This is a genomic window from Ruegeria sp. YKSE079, assembly GCF_059612845.1.
On record NZ_JBXWRJ010000017.1, the window covers coordinates 65,007 to 84,141 of the forward strand.

Sequence of the window (19,135 nt, forward strand, 5' to 3'; positions counted from 1 at the left end):
AACACATGACCGAAGCCTATATCTATGACGCCCTGCGCACGCCGCGCGGCAAGGGCCGCAAGGATGGCAGCCTGCACGAGGTGACCTCGGTGCGCCTCAGCGCGCTGACTTTGAACGCAGTGAAGGAACGCAACAACCTGGAAGGCCACGCGGTCGAGGACGTGATCTGGGGCAATGTCACCCAGGTGATGGAACAAGGCGGCTGTCTGGCGCGTTCGGCGGTCTTGGCTTCGGATCTGGACCAATCGATCCCCGGTCTGGCGATCAACCGGTTTTGCGCCTCCGGCATGGAGGCGGTGAATCTCGCCGCCAATCAGGTCAAGGGCGGCGCGGGCGATGCCTATATCGCCGGTGGCGTCGAGATGATGGGCCGCGTGGCCATGGGCAGCGACGGCGCGGCGATCGCCGTTGATCCCAGCCTCGCGATGGAGACCTATTTCGTGCCGCAGGGCATCTCGGCCGACCTCATCGCCACGGAATACGGATTCAGCCGCGACGATGCCGACGCATTGGCAGTCGAGTCGCAGCGCCGCGCGGCGGTCGCCTGGGAAGAAAACCGGTTCGAAAAATCGGTCATCACCGTCCGGGATCAGAACGGCCTGACCATTCTGGATCGCGACGAATACATGCGCCCCGGCACCGACATGCAAAGCCTTGGCGCCCTTAACCCCTCTTTCGCGATGATGGGCGAACAGATGCCGGGCTTCGACAAGGTGGCGATGCTGAAATACCCACATATCGAGCGGATCAACCACATCCACCACGCGGGCAACAGCTCGGGCATCGTGGATGGGGCTGCGGCTGTTCTGATCGGCAACAAGGAATTCGGCGAGAAATACGGCCTGAAGCCGCGCGCGCGCATCAAGGCAACCGCCAAGATCGGCACCGACCCGACCATCATGCTGACCGGCCCGGTACCGGTGACCGAAAAGATCCTGGCCGAAAACGGCATGGTCATCGGCGATCTGGACCTGTTCGAGGTGAACGAGGCCTTTGCCTCTGTCGTGCTGCGGTTCCAGCAGGCCTTTGACGTGGACCCCGGCAAGGTGAACGTCAACGGCGGCTCGATCGCCATGGGTCACCCGCTGGGCGCAACCGGCGCGATGATCATCGGCACATTGCTTGACGAGCTGGAGCGGCAGGACAAGGAAACCGGTCTGGCGACGCTCTGCATTGCGTCCGGCATGGGTGCGGCAACCATTATCGAGCGGGTCTGATGCCCAAGCTGGATCTCTCTCAGATCCCGTTCAAGAGTGGCTCGTCCTATCCCGGCAAACTGGCCGAGGCGGTCGGTGGCCGTTTCAACCAGGGCGTCGGCGATGCAGGCGGACTGACCCAGTTTGGAGTCAACATCGTACGGCTTGAACCGCAGGCTCTGTCCTCGCTGCGCCACTACCACATGGAGCAAGACGAGTTTGCCATTATGCTCAGCGGCAAATGCGTGCTGATCGATGACGATGGTGAGCATGAGATGCTGCCCGGTGACTGCGCCGCTTGGCCTGCAGGTGAGGCCAACGGCCATCACCTTGTGAACAAGACAGATGCGCCCGCGACCTTTCTGGTGGTGGGCACTCGGACCCCGACCGAGACCGGCTATTACAGCGACTTAGACATGATGGTGAAGGATGATGAGAACGGATTCTCTTTCACCCGGAAAGACGGCGGCCCGCTGACGGCTGACCAGATTGGAGATGACAATGACTGATTTCACTCTGACCACCGACGCAGACGGCGTCGCCTTTGTGACCTGGGACACCCAGGGCAAATCCATGAACGTGATGACCCGCGACGCCTTTGAACTGGTGAGCGCGCTGGTCGATAAGGCACTGGCCGACGATGCGGTCAAAGGCATCGTCATCACCAGCGGCAAGGAAGGTACTTTCGCCGGCGGGATGGACCTGAACACATTGGCCACGATCCGGCAGGAAGCGGGGGAGGAACCGGCCCAAGCGCTGTTCGATTTCGTCATGGGTGGCCACCACATCCTGCGCAAGCTGGAGCTGGCTGGCATGGACCCCAAGACAAAAAAAGGCGGCAAGCCGGTGGCCTGCGCCATCAATGGCACCTGCGCGGGCATTGGCACAGAAATCGCGCTGGCCTGTCACCACCGGGTGATGACCAGCAATCCGAAATCCAGGATCGGCCTGCCCGAGATTCTTCTGGGCATCTTCCCCGGCGGCGGTGGCACCACTCGTTTCAGCCGCATGGTGGGCGCGATGGCGGCGGCCCCGGTGCTGCTCGAAGGCAAGATGTTGGAGCCGGCCAAGGCCAAGGGTGCGCAGCTGATCGACGCGGTGGCGGACGATCCGGTGGCGGCGGCCAAGGAGTGGGTGCTGAACGCCAGCGAGGCCGATCTGGTGAAACCGTGGGATGCCAAGGGCTACAAGATGCCCGGCGGCGCGCCTTATCACCCGGCGGGGTTCATGACCTTTGTCGGTGCAAGCGCGATGGTGAACGGCAAGACCCAAGGCGCATTTCCTGCCGCCAAGGCGTTGCTGAGCGCGATCTACGAAGGCGCGCTGGTCGATTTTGATACCGCCCTGCGGATCGAGGCGCGGCATTTCACCTCGATCCTGATGAACCCATCCTCGTCCGCGATGATCCGGTCGCTGTTCCTGAACAAGGAAGCGCTGGAAAAAGGCGCCGTGCGGCCCAAGGAGGTGCCGGATCAGCGTGTCAAAAAGGTCGGCGTTCTGGGCGCGGGCATGATGGGTGCGGGCATCGCGCTGGTCAGCGCACAGGCCGGAATGCAGGTTGTGCTGATCGACCGCGATCAGACCGCCGCCGACAAGGGCAAAGCCTATTCCGAAAGTTACCTCGACAAGGGCATCAAGCGTGGCAAGGTCACGGCGGACAAGAAAGAAGCGATGCTGGGCCTGATCAACGCGACCCCTGATCTGGACGCGCTGAAGGGTTGCGACCTGATCATCGAGGCGGTGTTCGAAGACCCCAAGGTCAAGGCCGAGATGACCCGGAAGGTCGAGGCGATCATTCCCGAAGACTGCATCTTTGCCTCGAACACCTCAACGCTGCCGATCACCGGCTTGGCCGAGGCATCTGTGCGGCCCGAACAGTTCATCGGCATCCACTTCTTCTCGCCGGTGGAAAAGATGTTCCTGGTCGAGATCATCAAGGGCAAGAAAACCGGCGACCGGGCTGTGGCCAAGGCGCTGGATTATGTCCATCAGATCCGCAAGACGCCGATCGTGGTCAACGACGCGCGCTTTTTCTACGCCAACCGCTGTATCATTCCCTACATCAACGAAGGCCTGCGGATGATCACAGAGGGTGTCAGCCCTGTGCTAATCGACAATGCGGCGCGGCAACTGGGCTTCCCCGTCGGGCCGATCCAGCTCAACGACGAAACTTCGATCGATCTGGGGGCCAAGATCGCGCGGGCGACCAAGGCGGCAATGGGCCATGCCTACCCCGACAATCCGGGCGATGACCTGATCTTCTGGATGGAAGGTTTGGGCCGTCTGGGGCGCAAGGCGAATGCGGGCTTCTTCGACTATGACGACAAGGGCAAGCGCGTCGGATACTGGAAGGGAATGGCCGAGAAATACCCGCTGGCCGAGGATCAGCCTGATCTGATCGAAGTTCAGGAACGCCTGATGTTCGCGCAAGTTCTGGAAGCGGTGCGCGCGCTGGAAGAAGGCGTGCTGGAGGACATCCGCGAAGGCGACGTTGGCGCCATTCTGGGCTGGGGCTTTGCGCCGTGGTCCGGCGGGCCGCTCAGCTGGCTCGACATCATCGGCACGCCCTATGCCGCCGAACGCTGCGACCAGCTGGCAGCCGAATATGGCGAACGGTTCACCTGCCCGCCTCTGCTGCGCGAGATGGCGCAAAAGGGGCAAAGCTTCTATGGCCGGTTCAACCCCGAAGCCAAAGCAGCCTGACAATCCAGAACGGCGCGCATCGGCGCGCCGGTCATTCGAACCGGTATCCGAACCGGACGATATCCTCGCCGCAGGCTTCGGCGACCGCGTCCACGGTATCCGATGAGTAATACCGGCGATAGTCGGCCCCGCGCTCCGAACGGTTGAGGTACGGCATCACGACCTGAAATCCCAGATGCAGGATCAGCGACCCGGCATCCTCGGCGAAATGTTCAAGCCGAATATAGGCCGCGCATTGTTCCTTTCCATCGGCGCGCAGCATATAGGAGCGCGCCGGGCTGTTACGGAACGAGGCCAGAGTATGGGGGTGCAGGACAAAGGGTTCGAACTCCAACTTTTTTGCCAAGGACACCGCCGGGTGATCGAACTCCTGCTCTCTCAGCCAGTGGTAGTAGCTGACGACCCGGTCCCACGGGTTGCGCACAAGGGTAAAGGCAAAAAGCCCGCTCAGGACCTCTGGCGATATCAGGCCATCGATATCGGACAGTGTCGAATGTTTCCACAACCGTCCCCGGCTTTGCACGCCCTTGACCCGCTTGCGGCGTTTTTTGGCCTTGGGCGTGTCACCCAGCAGAATATCATCCTTCATCGCCCGGTTCTCCAGCGCCAGCGCCAGAGAGGTCCCGCCGGTTTTGGGAATATGGACAAAGACATAGGAACGGCCGGTCGAGATGATCATGCGGTTACGCTATCCCGGTTGATGGCCAAGCTGAAGCCTCAACCCGAACGCAGGGCTATGATGATACCGGCGGTAGCGATCAGGGCCACGCCCAGAATCTGATAGGCGCCAAGGGTCTGCCCGAAAGCAACCCATGCAAAAAGCGGGCCGAAGATCATGATGGAATACTCGAAGACCGACACATAAGAAGGCTCGCCCAACTGATAGGCCTTGATCAGCATGAAAACCGCCACCGACGCGCCCACCGCCTGCGTGACAACCCATGGCACTGCGTCCGTCATGGGCCAGACCCATCCCCGCATCACGAAGCCCGCAGGGCCGGCCGCTGGTTCCACCGGAAACAACGCAAACCCGATCAGGCCCAGCGCGCCTGCGGTTCCCAAAGTGATCGCCAACGCCCCCAACAAAACAACCGTGCTTTCGCCGGCACAATAACTGCGGGTGACGATCACCGACATGGCATAGAAAAGACCTCCCGCAACCGGGATCAAAACCTTGAGATCAAAGGCATCCGGATCGGGCTGCAACACGAACAGAATTCCCGCAAATCCGGTCAGCACTGCCAGAATGCGCCATGGCCCGATCCGCTGCCCCAGTCCCAGGGACGAGATCAACAGCACAAAGATGGGTGAGGTGAACAACCCCGCCAGCGCCTGCGCAATGGGCATGAAGGCCAGCGCGCTGAAATAGAACAGCATCGCCAGCGCCATCAGGATGCTGCGCAAGACGACCATGTTCGGGCGTATGGGTCGCATATGGCCCAACCCCAACAGGGACAGCCCGCCAATCAGCGGCAGCATCACCAGCGCGCGGGTGAAGTGGAATTGCCAAAGCCCGATGGTCTCGGCCACGCGTACGACGAAATTGTCGATCACACCAATGATCGCCATCGCGGCAACCATCAATATCGACGCCGCCACCGGCGCGGTTTTTGGACCTGTCTGCATTCCCCTCTCTTACCGTTCAGACCGCCAGCGCTCTGAAATCTCAGCGACATTCGATGCCGGTTTCGGATGTTTCCGGCGAAAATGGCCAATCAACCGCTCTACTCGTTTGCCGTGCCCGATTTTCCCATGCTAGGGTTACAGAAAACAATGACGAGCATAAACCATCCGAATGACGGCGCTGAAACAGTATGAGCGGATCGAAGCCACCGGTCTGTGGCGACCCTCGCCCGAGGAGCAACGGCGCGAGGTGCTGGTCTCGATCGGCGAAGCGACGCTGACGATTTCGGATTTCAAGGACACCGCCCTGACGCACTGGTCCCTGGCCGCGCTGGAGCGGCAGAACCCGGGTGAATTTCCAGCGATCTACAACCCCGATGGCGACCCGGGTGAAACGCTCGAACTGCCCGACTCGGAAACCACGATGATCGAAGCGATCGACCGCTTGCAGCGCGCCATCGACCGGGCACGACCACATCCGGGTCGGTTGCGTTGGGCCAGTGTTGCCGGGGTACTTTTCGCTGTTCTGGCTGTCCTGATATTCTGGCTGCCCGGGGCGTTGCAGCGCCATGTCGTATCTGTGGTGCCCGACATCAAACGACAGGAAATAGGAGAAACCATCCTGCGCCATATCGAACGGGTGTCAGGCCGCGCCTGCACATCGCAGGATGCGCAACCGGTTCTGGAGCGGCTGGCGCAAAGAACCGGGGTGCGCCGGATCGTGGTTTTGCCCGGCGGCGTGGCGGAAAGCCTGTTTCTGCCTGGCCGGCTTGTTCTGTTGAACCGCGCCCTGATCGAAGATCACGAAGACCCGACGGTGGCCGCGGGCTTTGTTCTGGCCGAACGCGCTCGTGCCGCGCAAACAGATCCACTGGCCGATCTTCTGGACCGCGCCGGGTCGGTGGCGGCCTTTCGATTGCTGACTACCGGCGAACTGACTCCCGATACACTCGACCATTATGGTGAACAGGTTCTGGAGAAGGCCCGGCCCAGCATCGCCGACGAGGATATTCTGGCAATGTTCGGGCAGGCCGCCCTGCCCTCAACCCCCTATGCCTATGCCCGCGACGTAACAGGGGAAACCGTTCTTGGCCTGATCGAGGCCGACCCAATGGCGGGCCGCACCGTCGAACAGGTGCTGCCCGACCGCGAGTGGGTGCTGCTGCAGAATGTATGCGGCGGGTAAGACATTCGCCGCACCCGGAACGCAGGAAACACGGTTTTTCATTCAAATGATCTGCGATGAGTCAAACGCCCCAACTTGTATATGTTGTAAACGCCAACAGTACGCAGAGGCGGACTAGATTTAGGTTCCAGTCGGAAGCCTATTTCTGCGCCAGATAGGGGCCTTGAACTTCACGCAGGAGTTTGCGTTTCATTGCCCTTTCGTAATCCGCGAAACTGCCTGCAACTTCGACGAAGGCACCAGTTCCGTGAATAACGCTTGTTTCGTAGTAACGCACGATCTCGGGTTCGGCGCCCAGAATGACCAGTCCGTTTACGGTGACATCGGCGACAGGGAAATGCTTGTAGGCGCTTTCTGGCGGGTATCCGTCGTTGTTTACGCCGTCGCCAGAGATATCGAGAACCCGACGATAGCACTCAGATTTTTCTTCGAGAGCCAAAAGGCCAAAAGCGACCGCTTGGCCGATCGCGGTTGGATAAAAATGCGGATACCCCGCATCATCGATAATCGCAGCCGCGAACCGGGACAAATCCGCCTGGCTTTCGATCATATGCCAAGGGGCGATGACGGATTGATGACGATGGCTACTCCATTCGTAGGCAATCATCGCCACCGCACCCGGTTGAGCGACGATCAACCGGGAAACGACCGGATCGGTGAGGGCTGCGGCCAGCCCCGCGCGCTGGAGCCTGTATTCAGCTTCATCGACACTGACGGAAATATCGAGGCCAAAAGCCAAAGCCAGCGAGCACTCCCCTTCTCTGGCAGCGACTCTGTCAGCCCAAATCAATACCAACGAAAAGCCAAGTGGAATCGTCAAAAGGCATAGGCGCTTTAGATTGCTGCAGATCATTTCGTCCCCGCTATCAAGGGTTCGATTGGCTTCAATTTCTCGGCGAGTATGGCACAAAACCTTGAAAATGTCGATTTTCGCCCGTCCATTTGCCGATATCTCGAAGGGCTCCTGACAGGCGAAAACGTGTGCAACCAGATAGAAACCCCGGTGGCGGCCGCGACGGGGGCTGCGCCCCCACCCCGGTTGACAACCTGCGATGCGATTGGCTCTGTTCGGGGCGCGAGCGTCCCCGTCTCAGCATTGCAAAAAAAGGAGGTCCGATGCCCCGCCGTTTCGTCGATCTGTCCGTACCGCTGGAGACCGGCATCGTATCGGACCCGCCAATCATGTTGCCCGAAATCGAATACCTTGGCCACGATCAGACCGCCGAACAGGTGATGACGTTCTTTCCCGGTCTGACACGCGAGGATCTGCCGGGTGGCGAGGGCTGGGCGGTGGAGCGGTTGCACATTGCAACCCATAACGGCACCCATCTGGATGCGCCCTATCACCACCATTCCACGATGAACAACGGCGAACGCGCCATCACCATCGACGAAGTGCCGCTGGAATGGTGCCTCAATCCCGGCGTCAAACTTGATTTCCGCCATTTCGAGGACGGCTATGTGGCGAGTGCCGCGGATGTAGCGGCAGAGCTGGAGCGGATCGGCCACAAGCTGCAACCCCTGGATATCGTGGTGGTCAACACCTCGGCCGGGGCGCATTATGGCCAGCCCGACTATCTGCTCAAGGGCTGCGGCATGGGGCGCGAGGCGACGCTGTACCTGACCGAACGGGGCGTGCGGGTGACCGGCACCGACGCGTGGAGCTGGGACGCGCCCTTCCCTCTGACTGCGCGGGAATATGCGCGCACGGGCGATCCCTCGATCATCTGGGAGGGGCACCGCTCCTCGATGGACATAGGGTACTGCCACATGGAAAAGCTTGCCAATCTCGAAAACCTGCCGCCCACCGGGTTCGAGATTTCCTGCTTTCCCTTCAAGATCAAGGGCGCCTCGGCGGGGTTTACACGGGCGGTCGCGATTTTTGAGGAATAGGGGGAGGGCAGGCAATGCCAGTGAAATCAGTGCCACCAGCGGGCCATGACGGCCCTTATCCCGCACCGGTCGAGGTGCGGGGGTACACGGTCAAGCCGGAGTGGATCGACTATAACGGCCACATGAACGTGGGCTATTACGGCGTCGCCTTCGACGAGGGGCTCGAAGAGATGATGGTTGCGCATCTGGGTCTGGGAGGCCCACAGGTCGAAGCCACGGGAGAAGGCCCTTACATGATCCAGTCGCACGTGCATTTCCTGCGCGAGGTGCGCGAGGGCGAGCGGTTCTATTATCGGTTCCGGCTGCTCGACGCCGATGGTAAGCGGGGGCATTACTTCGGCCAGATGTTCGCGGAGGAGGATGACGCGCTTTGTGCCACTCAGGAGGGCGTGTTCATCAACGTGAGCCACGAAACCGGGCGGTCCTGCCCCTATCCGGACTGGGCCGTCACGCGACTGGCGCGGATGGTTGAAGATCACAAGGGGCTGGAGCCCGCGCGGCAGATCGGCCAGCCCATAGGGCTTCGGCGCAAATAGCGCGGCGGTCCAAGATGGGTCTGTCCTATCCGTCTTCGGATAACTGACGGTGGGACAGAATCCAGTCACGCACCAGGACCGCTTCATGCGTCAGCGGGCGGCCGAGTGACCAGACAAGATAGAATCCCTGGCCGGTGCGCCATTTCCATTCTTTCCGCCCCGAAAGCAGGCCCTGGTCGATCAGGCGGTCGGTCAAGTGTTTCCAGCCAAAGGCAAAACCTTCGCCGGCCATCGCGGCCTGAATTACCAGGGCGTAATCGTTCAGGCGCAGGCCACCCTTGGGGACGACCTCGTGAATGCCGAATTGCACGAACCAGTCGCGCCAGCTGGGCCGGTCACGCACCGGCTCTTCAAGATGAATCAACGGCTGGTGCAGCAGCCCCGCAAGGTTTCTGAGGTCGACGGCGGCGGCCATTGTCCGGGTGGAGGCAACGGGATAGATGACCTCTTCGGCGATCAGGGCGCTTTCGCATCCCGGCCAGTCGCCGGTTCCGCGCCGCACCGCAAGGCTGATGTTTTCCGTATCGATATCGGGTTCGCGGTCGCTGGATTGCAAGCGCAGGTCGATCTGCGGGTGCCGGTATTGCAGGTCGGCGAGGCGCGGAATGATCCAGTAGTTGTTGAAAGCGGTGGAGGCGTTGAGGGTCACGTAGTCGGGCCGCGACAGCTGTTGAATTGCCGAGGCCGAATGGGACAGCTGCTCGAACGCACGGGTGACGTCGGCGCGCAGCCGCTCGCCTGCGGCGGTCAGGGAAACCTTGCGGTGGCTTCGGGTGAACAGGGCAACGCCAAGACTGTCTTCGAGCTGGCGGATCGAGGCGCTGACCGCCGGTTGCTGAACGTTCAACTCCTGCGCGGCCCTGGTAAAGGAATTCAGCCGCGCCGCCGCTTCAAAGACGACCAGATGGCGGGGTGAAGAGAGCAGTTTCCAGAGTTCTTGCATAATTTCAAATTATCCAAAGCATTCATGTTTTCAAGCGTCACAAGGTGAATTCACATCGCTATCATTCCCTGAAACAGATGGAGGCGCAGATATGGCGAGACGTTCCCGGCAGACGCGCGTACGCGGAGCAGAGGCGAATTCCGGTCTGGTGTCTCCCTTTGTGCGCAGAACCCTGCCCTTTTTCGATCCACTGGATGAAGACCAGATATCCCGGTTGGAATCACAGGTAGACTGGTTGCTGCAGGAGGTCGGCATCGCCTTTCGCGACGATCCCGAGGCGCTGTGGCTGTGGCAACGCGAGGGTGCAATGGTCAACGGTGATATCGTGCGCGCCCCGGCCGACTGGATTCGGTCGCTCTGCGCGAAGGCGCCTCGCGAATTTACCCAGCTTGCCCGAAACCCTGAGCGCTCGGTCACCATTGGTGGTGCAAATCAGGTCTTCGCTCCGGTCTATGGCGCGCCTTTCGTTCGTGATCTCGAGGGCGGGCGGCGATACGGCGACATGGCGGCGTTCCGCGATCTTGTACGCCTGACCTATTTGCATCCGAACCTGCATCACGGCGGCTTCGTCACCTGCGAACCCTGCGACGTGCCGGTCAGCAAGCGGCACCTCGACATGCTGCTGGCCCACATGACGCTGTCGGACAAGCCGCATCTGGGGGCCATCACGGAGATGAGCCGAGCACAAGACAGCATCGACATGGCCGAGATCGTCTTTGGCGCCGACGTGATGGAGCAAAACTGCGTCATCATGGGCAACGTCAACACCAACTCGCCCCTACTGGTCGACAAGGTGGTGACCGAGGCGGCGCGGGTCTATTCCACGCGCGGGCAAGGTTTGGTCGTGGTGCCCTTCATCCTGTCGGGGGCGATGGGGCCGGTCAGCACCGCCGCCTCGGTGGCGCAGGCGATGGCCGAGGCGATGATGGTCTGTGCCTATGTGCAACTGCTCCGCCCCGGCGCGCCCTTCGTGCTGGGCAACTTTTTGTCGTCGATGTCGCTGAAATCCGGCGCGCCGACCTTCGGGATGCCCGAGCCGGTGATGTCCAATTATGCCATCGGCCAACTGGCCCGCCGCGCCGGGTTGCCCTTGCGTTGCGGGGGGTCGCTGACGGCATCCAAGATCGAGGATGCGCAAGCCGCCTATGAAAGCGCGGATTCCATGCATTCAACGATGCTGGCCGGTGCCAATTTTGTACTGCATTCGGCTGGTTGGCTGGAGGGCGGGCTGTGCACCGGGTTCGAAAAGCTGGTGATGGATGCAGACCGTCTGGGCGGGTATCAGAAGGTGCTGGATCAGGGCCTTGATGTGTCCGACAACGCGCTGGCGCGTGACGCCTATGACGAGGTTCAACCGGGCGGTCATTTCCTGGGCTGCGCCCACACGATGCGCCACTATCAGACCGCATTCTACGAGCCCGGACTCAGCAACAGCGAAAACGTCGAGAGCTGGGAAGAGGGCGGGTCCGAAGACATGCGTCTGCGCGCCTTCAAGCGCTGGAAGGCCATGTTGAACACCTATCAGGAACCGCCATTGGACGCCGCCAAGCGTGAAGAACTGGAAGCTTTTGTCGAGAAACGGAAGGAAGAGCTGCCCGATGCCTGGTATTAAGATCACCGGACTGCGTGCCACTCCTGTCAACATCCCGCTGGAAAAGCCGATGTGGTGGACTGGCGGGCATTATCCGGGAACGTCGAAAACGATCATCGAGGTTGAAACCGATCAAGGGCTGGTCGGTCTGGGCGAGGCACCGTCGGTAGATGTGGAAGAGACCATCCGCGCCATGGGCGAGAGGTTGATCGGCGCAGACGCACTGGACATTGCCGGGTGCGAGAGCCTCTGCGTGCCGCCCTGGCAGATCGTGCAGAACACCGATGACAGTTCGGTGGTCAAGGCCTTTGGCGCGATCGAGATTGCGCTTTGGGATCTGCGCGGCAAGGTGGCTGGCGAGCCGCTATATCGCCTGCTGGGCGGGGCGGTGCGCAAGGAAATCCCCTTTACCGAGTATTTCGGCTTTCGCGATGGCGGCGAAATGACGCCCGAGGCAATTTCGGACTATTGCATGCGCATGCGCGAGGAGCACGGCTCCACCATGTTCGAGGGCAAGCTCATTCTGGGTGACCCGAAACTGGAGATTGACACCGTCAAGGCGATGCGCGCCGCCTTGGGGTCTGAGGCGATGATCAGGCTCGACAGCAACATGCAATGGTCGCTGCCCACCGCGATGCGGGTGTTTCGGGAAATCGAACCCTACGACATCCGCAATTACGAAGACCCGGTTGCCACGTTCGAGGAAATGGCCGAGTTGAGGCGGCACTTCACCATCCCGATTTCAACCCATGTGCCGGATATCCGCCGCGCGGTGGCGCTGGGTGCGCCCGATTTCATCGTCACCAACTTTGCCGTTCTGGGCGGGATTGGCCGCGCGGTGCGCTTCATCGGTGCCTGCGAGGCGATGGGTGTGGGGTTCTGGTGCTACTCCGGGGACGCAGGCATCGCCACCGCCGGATACCTGCATATGTCTGCCGCCATGCCATGGATCACCGAGCCGTCGCAATCGCTGTTCCGCTGGCAGGTGGGCGACGTGATCGAGGGCGGGCCGTTCCGGCAGACGAACAACACCGTCCGGGTGCCTGAAGGTCCCGGACTGGGCGTGACGCTGGACCGCGACGCCCTGAACCACTGGCACACTCACCTGGTCGAGAACGGACCGCTTGACCATTTCCATGACCCCGCAATGCCCGGCCGCTTCCGCCGCCTGCCGCTCAACTGAGGACCAAACCATGCCCGAGATTCAAAGAGACGAAACCGCCACAGGCAAACCGCTCCCCTCTCATGCCAAAGTCGTTGTGATCGGCGGCGGCGTCGTGGGCTGCTCGATCCTGTTTCACCTGGCCAAGTTCGGCTGGAAAGACGTGGTTCTTCTGGAACGCGATGAGCTGACTTCGGGCAGTTCGTGGCACGCTGCGGGACAGATCCACACGATCAGTTCGGACCCCAACATCAGCCGCCTGCAAAGCTATACCATCGATCTTTACAAGGAGATTGAAGAGACCAGCGGCCACAGTGTCGGCCTGCATATCACCGGCGGATTCTATGCCGCCTCGACCAAGGAGTGGTACGACTACCTCAAGCGCGAGCGCTCGAAGGCCCGTTATATGGGGCTTCATCAGGAATTCATCTCGCCCAGTGAACTGGCCGAGCGCCACCCGCTCATCGACCCAAAGCACTACTATGCCGCATTGTGGGACGATCAGGACGGCGATCTGGACCCTTCCGGCGCTACCTATGCCTTTGCCAAATCCGCCCGCGTGCACGGGGCGCAGTATTTCACCCATTGCGGCGTGACCGCCATGTCGCAGCGCCCGGACGGGTCGTGGGACCTGACCACACCCAAGGGGCAGATCAACGCGGAATACGTGGTCAACTGCGGCGGGCTTTGGGCGCGTGAGGTCGGGCATATGTCGGGCATCCATCTTCCGGTGCAGCCAATGGAGCATCACTATCTGATTACCGAAAAGATTCCGTTGATTGCCGAACGGATGGAAAGCATGGGCGAAGCCGGGCGCCTGCCCGCAGGTATCGATTATGAGGCCAACATCTATTTCCGGCAGGAGCGGCAGGGCATGCTGCTGGGAACCTATGAGCCCAAATCGACGCCGTGGAAGGTCGACGGCACGCCCTGGGATTTCGGCCATGAGTTGTTGCAGCCCGATCTTGACCGGATCGCCGACCGGCTGGAGATGTCGTTCGAGCGTATTCCGACAATCGGCGAGGCCGGCATCAAGGACATGATCAACGGCCCCTTCACCTTTGGGCCTGACGGCAACCCCATGATCGGCCCGGTTCCGGGGATGAAAAACTACTGGGTCGCCGTAGGCGTCATGGCGGGGTTCTGTCAGGGCGGTGGCGTGGGGCTGACCATGGCTGAATGGATGATCGACGGCGAACCCTCGATCGACGTCTGGGCGATGGACGTGGCGCGGTTCGGAGAATTTGCGACACCCGACTGGGGCACCGTGAAATCCTCGGAAAACTACGAACGCCGCTTCGTGATGACCTTTCCCAACGAAACCCTGCCCAAGGGCCGGATGCAGAAAACCACCGCGCTTTATGACCGGCTGGTCGCCAAGGGCGCACGGATGGGCCAAGGCTTTGGTCTGGAAAACGCTTTGTGGTTCGCCGATGGCCCGGACGATGCCCATGAGGAGCCGACATTCGAACGCAACCGGTCACACGACTATGTCGCGCGCGAGGTCAAGGCCGTTCAACAGGCCGTGGGTGGTATCGAAATCGCCAACTTTGCCAAGCACGAGTTCAAGGGCGCGGGCGCGCGGATCTATCTGGACCGCATCCTTGCGGGGTATGTGCCCAAACCCGGTCGCCTGACGCTGACACCGATGCTGACGCCCAAGGGGCGACTTTACGGGGATTTGACCGTGGCTTGCCTGGCCGACGATCACTTCATGTTGTTCGGTTCGGGCGCGATGCAGGAGGCGCACCGCCGCTGGTTCGAACGCGGCCTGCCCAAGGGCGTCACATACGCCAACGTTTCGGACGACTGGCACGGGATCGCGCTGTCGGGGCCGAAATCACGGGAACTGCTGGCCCGGATCACGCGCGAGGATGTTTCTGCCTCTGCGCTCAAGTTCCGTGATCTGCGCCAGACATTCGTGGCCGGTGTGCCGGTGATCCTGAACCGGATCAGCTTTTCCGGCGAACTGGGATACGAGATCTATTGCAAACCCCAATACCTGCTGCGTCTTGCCGAAGCGATCGAGGAAGCCGGCGCCGATCTGGGCTATCGCTGGTATGGCGCCCGGGCACTGATGTCGATGCGGCTGGAAAAGGGCTGGGGCGTCTGGACACTGGAATTCCGCCCGGATTTTAATGCAGTCGAATCCGGCATGGATGCCTTCATCAACTGGAACAAGGATTTCGTCGGCAAAGAGGCCACTCTTACGGCGCGGAAGGCCGGAGCAAAGCAGAAGCTGGTGACAATGACCATCGATGTCGAAGGCATCGACGTGTCGAATGACGAGGCGATTCTGAAAGACGGCAAGGCGGTGGGTTATATCTCGTCCGGTGGCTATGCCCATCGCGCGGGGCGGTCGATGGCAATGGGTTATGTCGCTACGGACTGTGCCACACCCGGCACCACGCTACAGGTGGAGATCCTCGGCAAGTTCCACGACGCCGAGGTGCTTGGCGCACCGATTTACGACGCCAACGGCGCAAACATGCGCTGTTGACCGATTCGAAAACCCTGGCACCCGTTTTTTTCGGCGCGCCAGGGTCAAGGCATGGCGCGGCGGACCACGGCTCGACCAGTTTCTTCAAAAGTCGGCTCACCCTCGAAATGCAGTACTACAAACGAATGGCACGCCGAATCCGGAAAGGCACCCCCCATCACAACAGAGGCAAACCCAAAACCGTTGTCGTAGCCCTATGGAACACGTAAGCTTGTTTGAAGGTCCCTCCAGCTTGGGAAAAACGGTTTCATAAGATCATTGCGAGGGGCGGCCTCTTGGAGCTTACGCGTCAACAGGAAGAATTTCTGGAAAAATTCGTGATCAAGCGGCGGTTCCGCCGGAAATCGCGGGCTGATCGAGAGCACAACCGAAACGTACGCGGCGCATATGAAACCTTCATAGATTTGCGAGTTCAGGCGCGGGGCGTCATCGACGCAATCCCTGACGACCACAGCGCGGTAACGCGCTACAATGCAACCCACGCCGAATTGGCCAGTGTCGAGGCCGACGACGAATATGTCGGGGACATTGACGGGCTGGTGGCAAGCGCCAATCAGCTTATTGCCGATGCAACCGTCTTTCAGGCCGCTTTGCGCACGCGCCGGCAACAGCAACTGGACGCGCTTACGGCGACCGCGATTGCGCCGGATGGCGCAACCCCGGAGGAAGTTACAGAAATTGCCGGGATGCTCACTGCGGGCAATGCCATGCTGGGCGATGAAATGCCAAGCCACGCAACGATTGCCGACGTGCAGGCCCATACCCGTGCAATCGCACAACGTGTCGAGGCAATTGCGCGACGGATCGGCGATCTGCGTGCACAACAGGCCGCAGCACTCAGGACCGCGCTGGAGGAGGCCCGGACCGCGATCGACAGCATTCCGGCCGATCACGCGCAGGTGCCGGACCTGAACGCCGCACATGCCGAAATCGAAGCGGTACTGGCCGACGCCGGATATGCCGGCGATTACAGTGCCGAAATCGCCCAAGCGACGGCGCTCGGGCCCCGGGTCGACGAAGTCAAAACAGCGCTGCGGGCCGAAAAGCAAGCTATACTTGACAGGCTGGATGCGGCGGCTGTTCCACCTGACGGCCATTCTCCCGAAGAGGTCCAAGAGCTCACTGCTCTGAAGGAACAGGGCCGTAGTCAACTGGCCGATGACATTCCCAGCCGTGCGGAAATGACGGTGGCCGAGTCGAAGATTGCCGAGTTGAACAACAAGCAGGGCGACATCCGGGTGCGCCAGCGGATGGCCAATCTTGCCCTACCTACGGATGGTGCAGCAGCAGACGCAGCAAGAAGCGCTCTGAAATCTTTCGACACCATCCTGCAAGGCCGCGAAATCACAGAGGAACTGACCGCGACGGCAAGTGCCGCAACAAAGGCGGCCAATGGTACACTCGCCAGCATTCACAATCGGGATCCGGCTCCGACTCCCGAAGAGGTCGCCGAAGCCCGGCAGAACTATCTGGACGCAAAAAAGCTGTCGGATGCCATCGCCGGCACCAAACTCCTGGCCGAGACCCTGGCGCCCGGCGGCGCACTCACGTCCACCAGCCCAACCCGAATGAGCGACGAAAGCCGGACGAAATTCATCGAAGCGATCAGTGCCTCTCCCACTCTGGCGGGCGCAGCCATAGATGCCGCGAGGTACAGCGACCATGCCGATGCGGTTGCCGACAAGATCAAACCGTTTGCCGAGCTTGTCGATAAAGGTGCGCGCGGAGAAGGCGGTTTTTTATATTTCAGCCCAAGTTTTGCGGAGTATCACGCCGGAATGCTTCTCAAGAACGGCGCATTTCGTGGCGAAGAGTACCTCGATGGCGCCCTGGCCTATGTCGACGGTAGTTCACACCTGACTGACGCGCGCATGTCGGTCAAATCCGGCGACAAGTACATTCAGCTTGCCAGCCGTCGCGGTTTTGCGGTTGCCGACACCATTCTGAAGTCCGGCGGCGACCCCTACAACCTTGACGATCCCTCGGTGGTTCAGGCGATGGCGGATTTGAATTACGGCCACAACGCGCTGCGGGCAGTCACCCCGATCCACACCCGGCAGGTCGAAGAGACAATTGAAACGCTGAAATCGGAAGAGGCCAAAGAGCGCATACGCACAGCATCCCCTCCGACAGGAAGCGGGGCAACCCTGGCCGTCGAACTGATGAAACAGGTTCATGGTGATGAATGGGTGCCGCCCGACCCGCTGACGGCTGAGATCACCCAACAGGCACTTCTGGTGGCGATGTTCAACCCGATCGAACAGGGCAGCGTCGGCAGCTGTTTTGCCACCGCAGGGATGATCACCCTGCGAGAGCAGGATCCGATACGGGCAATGGACCTGTACAAGGAAGCGCTGGAAAAGGGCACATTCACGCCGCTTCAGCAAACTGACGATCTTCTGCCGCCGCCGCCTATTCCCCTGGTCACGGAACACACGGCGGGCGACAACCCGATCACCCGGGCAATCGAATACAGCGCGGCGAGCGCCGGGGCGGCGCTGGACGTTTCCAGCAACAGCAAGCGTCGCGATCGGTGCATAGTCGACGCAATGGCAAAGTCCTCGGTTGTCGAGGGATTGCGGGATCTATCCGGTGACGAGGACGAAGCGCTGCTGGACCGTCTCACGCTCGGAACCGAACTCGCGCTGCAAACCAGCTTCATTTACGATTCAACTGCCGAACAGGCCTCAACATCGTCAGATGGGTCATCGAAGTTCGGCTGCTTTGTTGCCATCGTCGGTGGCAGAAACGTGCATGACAAGGATTATGCGGCCGGCAAGACCAAGTTCATCGAAGCCGCTTTTGCAGTCGCCAAGAACGTATACAAGGATCGGCTCAAAACGCCCGAGGATGAGGCCGCGCTGCGCGCGATTGTCAGCAGCGACGAGTTTGTCGACTCGTTCAAACAAGGATCAAATGCGATCTGGCAACTGGCACCCGGCGGAATGCCCGAGGAGGTCGACCGGGTGCTGCTGGACCCGGCGTCCAAGTCAACCTATCTGGTGCGCAAGGAAGGTGACCCGGCATCCAAGACCGAAGGAGAACGCACCATCGACATCGTTGCCGGGCTGATGACGACCTTCGACGGCGACGACAAGAATGTTTCGCTCTTCACGCTCGGGCAGCACATCTTCAACGGTAAACCCACGCATCCGTCACAGGACGCGATCCGCGGCAAATCGAAGAGCGAAATTGAAGCCCACCTGATTGGCATGGGCGACACGTTGCTGGCGATCGAGGTTCCCAAGGAACAGGCCGCCAGCATTTATGATGCCGCTCTGAAATCCGCTCTGAACGGGGTACCCGATCCCCACAAGGGCGTCGCGGAGACGGCGCTGGATAGCCGTAGGCCCGGATCGGCGATGACGTCAGCTGATATCGACGCCTCCATTCGCGGGGGGCAAAACGCGATGTGGAATGCTGTCATCGACGCGCTGACCGACGAACAAGTTAATGCCTGGGCCGCCACGCAGGGCACCAAGTACGACGGCAAGTCCGTAGAAGATAAGAAGGAGGCCTATGCAGCCATCCTGCGAAAGAACCCGTCGCGCGACTCGGTGCGCGCCGCAATGGCCGCAAACCTGCCTATGCCGGAGCCAATTCTGATCGCCGACACCAACTGGGGGTCGGGTCCAAGCCATACCAGCTTTGTGATCGCACCAGATCCCGGTACCGGCGAACCGATCATGTGGAAAAAATCAGATCCGCCTGGTTCTCTCAGCCCGGCTGGGCGGGATTGGGTCGACCGGGACTGGGCCAAGACCCGCCCGGTGGGTTAACAGCACAAAGGTTGTAGAGAAAT

At 60.8% G+C, this 19,135-nt stretch carries 14 protein-coding genes; 10 read left to right on the forward strand and 4 right to left on the reverse strand.

The genetic code is table 11. The features are described from left to right. Window positions 1–5 precede the first annotated feature (5 nt). From AC2FMY_RS15890 to AC2FMY_RS15900, 3 genes are read left to right on the forward strand one after another with little or no spacing between them, the layout of a single operon-like run. The gene (locus AC2FMY_RS15890) at window positions 6–1,217 is read left to right on the forward strand and encodes an acetyl-CoA C-acetyltransferase (RefSeq protein ID WP_480751228.1); all 1,212 of its coding nucleotides are present in this window, start codon (window positions 6–8) and stop codon (window positions 1,215–1,217) included. After that, complete coding sequence (locus tag AC2FMY_RS15895; protein ID WP_496746790.1) at window positions 1,217–1,705, forward strand: cupin domain-containing protein; 489 nt, start codon at window positions 1,217–1,219, stop codon at window positions 1,703–1,705. The genes AC2FMY_RS15890 and AC2FMY_RS15895 overlap by 1 nt, the downstream gene beginning before the upstream one ends. Beyond that, window positions 1,698–3,899 carry a 3-hydroxyacyl-CoA dehydrogenase NAD-binding domain-containing protein gene (locus AC2FMY_RS15900; RefSeq protein ID WP_496746792.1) on the forward strand — a complete coding sequence of 734 codons (2,202 nt, stop codon included), beginning with the start codon at window positions 1,698–1,700 and terminating at the stop codon, window positions 3,897–3,899. The genes AC2FMY_RS15895 and AC2FMY_RS15900 overlap by 8 nt, the downstream gene beginning before the upstream one ends. 31 nt (window positions 3,900–3,930) lie before the next feature. Here the strand turns inward: AC2FMY_RS15900 and AC2FMY_RS15905 are convergent, their stop codons facing one another. Together AC2FMY_RS15905 and AC2FMY_RS15910 are read right to left on the reverse strand one after the other, a co-directional pair. Further along, window positions 3,931–4,578, reverse strand: a complete 648-nt coding sequence (locus AC2FMY_RS15905) for a sulfotransferase family 2 domain-containing protein (RefSeq protein ID WP_496746795.1) — start codon at window positions 4,576–4,578, stop codon at window positions 3,931–3,933. 38 nt (window positions 4,579–4,616) lie between these two features. Then, window positions 4,617–5,525, reverse strand: a complete 909-nt coding sequence (locus tag AC2FMY_RS15910; RefSeq protein ID WP_480751223.1) for a DMT family transporter — start codon at window positions 5,523–5,525, stop codon at window positions 4,617–4,619. A 169-nt stretch (window positions 5,526–5,694) separates the two neighbouring features. Between AC2FMY_RS15910 and AC2FMY_RS15915 the strand changes: the two genes are divergently transcribed. Then, window positions 5,695–6,708: a hypothetical protein gene (locus AC2FMY_RS15915; protein WP_496807695.1), complete on the forward strand. Its 1,014-nt coding sequence runs from the start codon at window positions 5,695–5,697 to the stop codon at window positions 6,706–6,708. A gap of 139 nt (window positions 6,709–6,847) precedes the next feature. Here AC2FMY_RS15915 and AC2FMY_RS15920 read toward each other — a convergent pair whose 3' ends face one another. After that, on the reverse strand, window positions 6,848–7,561 hold the full coding sequence (locus AC2FMY_RS15920; protein WP_496807696.1) for a DUF1194 domain-containing protein: 714 nt from the start codon (window positions 7,559–7,561) through the stop codon (window positions 6,848–6,850). A gap of 263 nt (window positions 7,562–7,824) precedes the next feature. Here AC2FMY_RS15920 and AC2FMY_RS15925 point away from each other — a divergent pair, with 263 nt between their 5' ends. Next, window positions 7,825–8,601: a cyclase family protein gene (locus AC2FMY_RS15925; RefSeq protein ID WP_496807697.1), complete on the forward strand. Its 777-nt coding sequence runs from the start codon at window positions 7,825–7,827 to the stop codon at window positions 8,599–8,601. Between the two features lie 14 nt (window positions 8,602–8,615). Continuing rightward, window positions 8,616–9,137 carry a thioesterase family protein gene (locus tag AC2FMY_RS15930; protein WP_480751215.1) on the forward strand — a complete coding sequence of 174 codons (522 nt, stop codon included), beginning with the start codon at window positions 8,616–8,618 and terminating at the stop codon, window positions 9,135–9,137. A 25-nt stretch (window positions 9,138–9,162) separates the two neighbouring features. Here AC2FMY_RS15930 and AC2FMY_RS15935 read toward each other — a convergent pair whose 3' ends face one another. After that, entirely contained in the window at window positions 9,163–10,080 is a 918-nt protein-coding gene (locus AC2FMY_RS15935; RefSeq protein WP_480751214.1) for a LysR substrate-binding domain-containing protein, read from the reverse strand. 91 nt (window positions 10,081–10,171) lie between these two features. Here AC2FMY_RS15935 and AC2FMY_RS15940 point away from each other — a divergent pair, with 91 nt between their 5' ends. The 4 genes from AC2FMY_RS15940 (at window position 10,172) to AC2FMY_RS15955 (ending at window position 19,112) form a co-directional block, all read left to right on the forward strand. Then, window positions 10,172–11,692, forward strand: coding sequence for a trimethylamine methyltransferase family protein (locus tag AC2FMY_RS15940; protein WP_480751212.1), 1,521 nt, complete (start codon window positions 10,172–10,174; stop codon window positions 11,690–11,692). Further along, window positions 11,679–12,854: a mandelate racemase/muconate lactonizing enzyme family protein gene (locus AC2FMY_RS15945; protein WP_496807698.1), complete on the forward strand. Its 1,176-nt coding sequence runs from the start codon at window positions 11,679–11,681 to the stop codon at window positions 12,852–12,854. Before AC2FMY_RS15940 ends, AC2FMY_RS15945 begins: the two co-directional genes overlap by 14 nt. A gap of 10 nt (window positions 12,855–12,864) precedes the next feature. Beyond that, on the forward strand, window positions 12,865–15,333 hold the full coding sequence (locus AC2FMY_RS15950) for a GcvT family protein (protein WP_496807699.1): 2,469 nt from the start codon (window positions 12,865–12,867) through the stop codon (window positions 15,331–15,333). 275 nt (window positions 15,334–15,608) lie between these two features. Continuing rightward, complete coding sequence (locus AC2FMY_RS15955; RefSeq protein WP_496807700.1) at window positions 15,609–19,112, forward strand: hypothetical protein; 3,504 nt, start codon at window positions 15,609–15,611, stop codon at window positions 19,110–19,112. Window positions 19,113–19,135 lie beyond the last annotated feature (23 nt).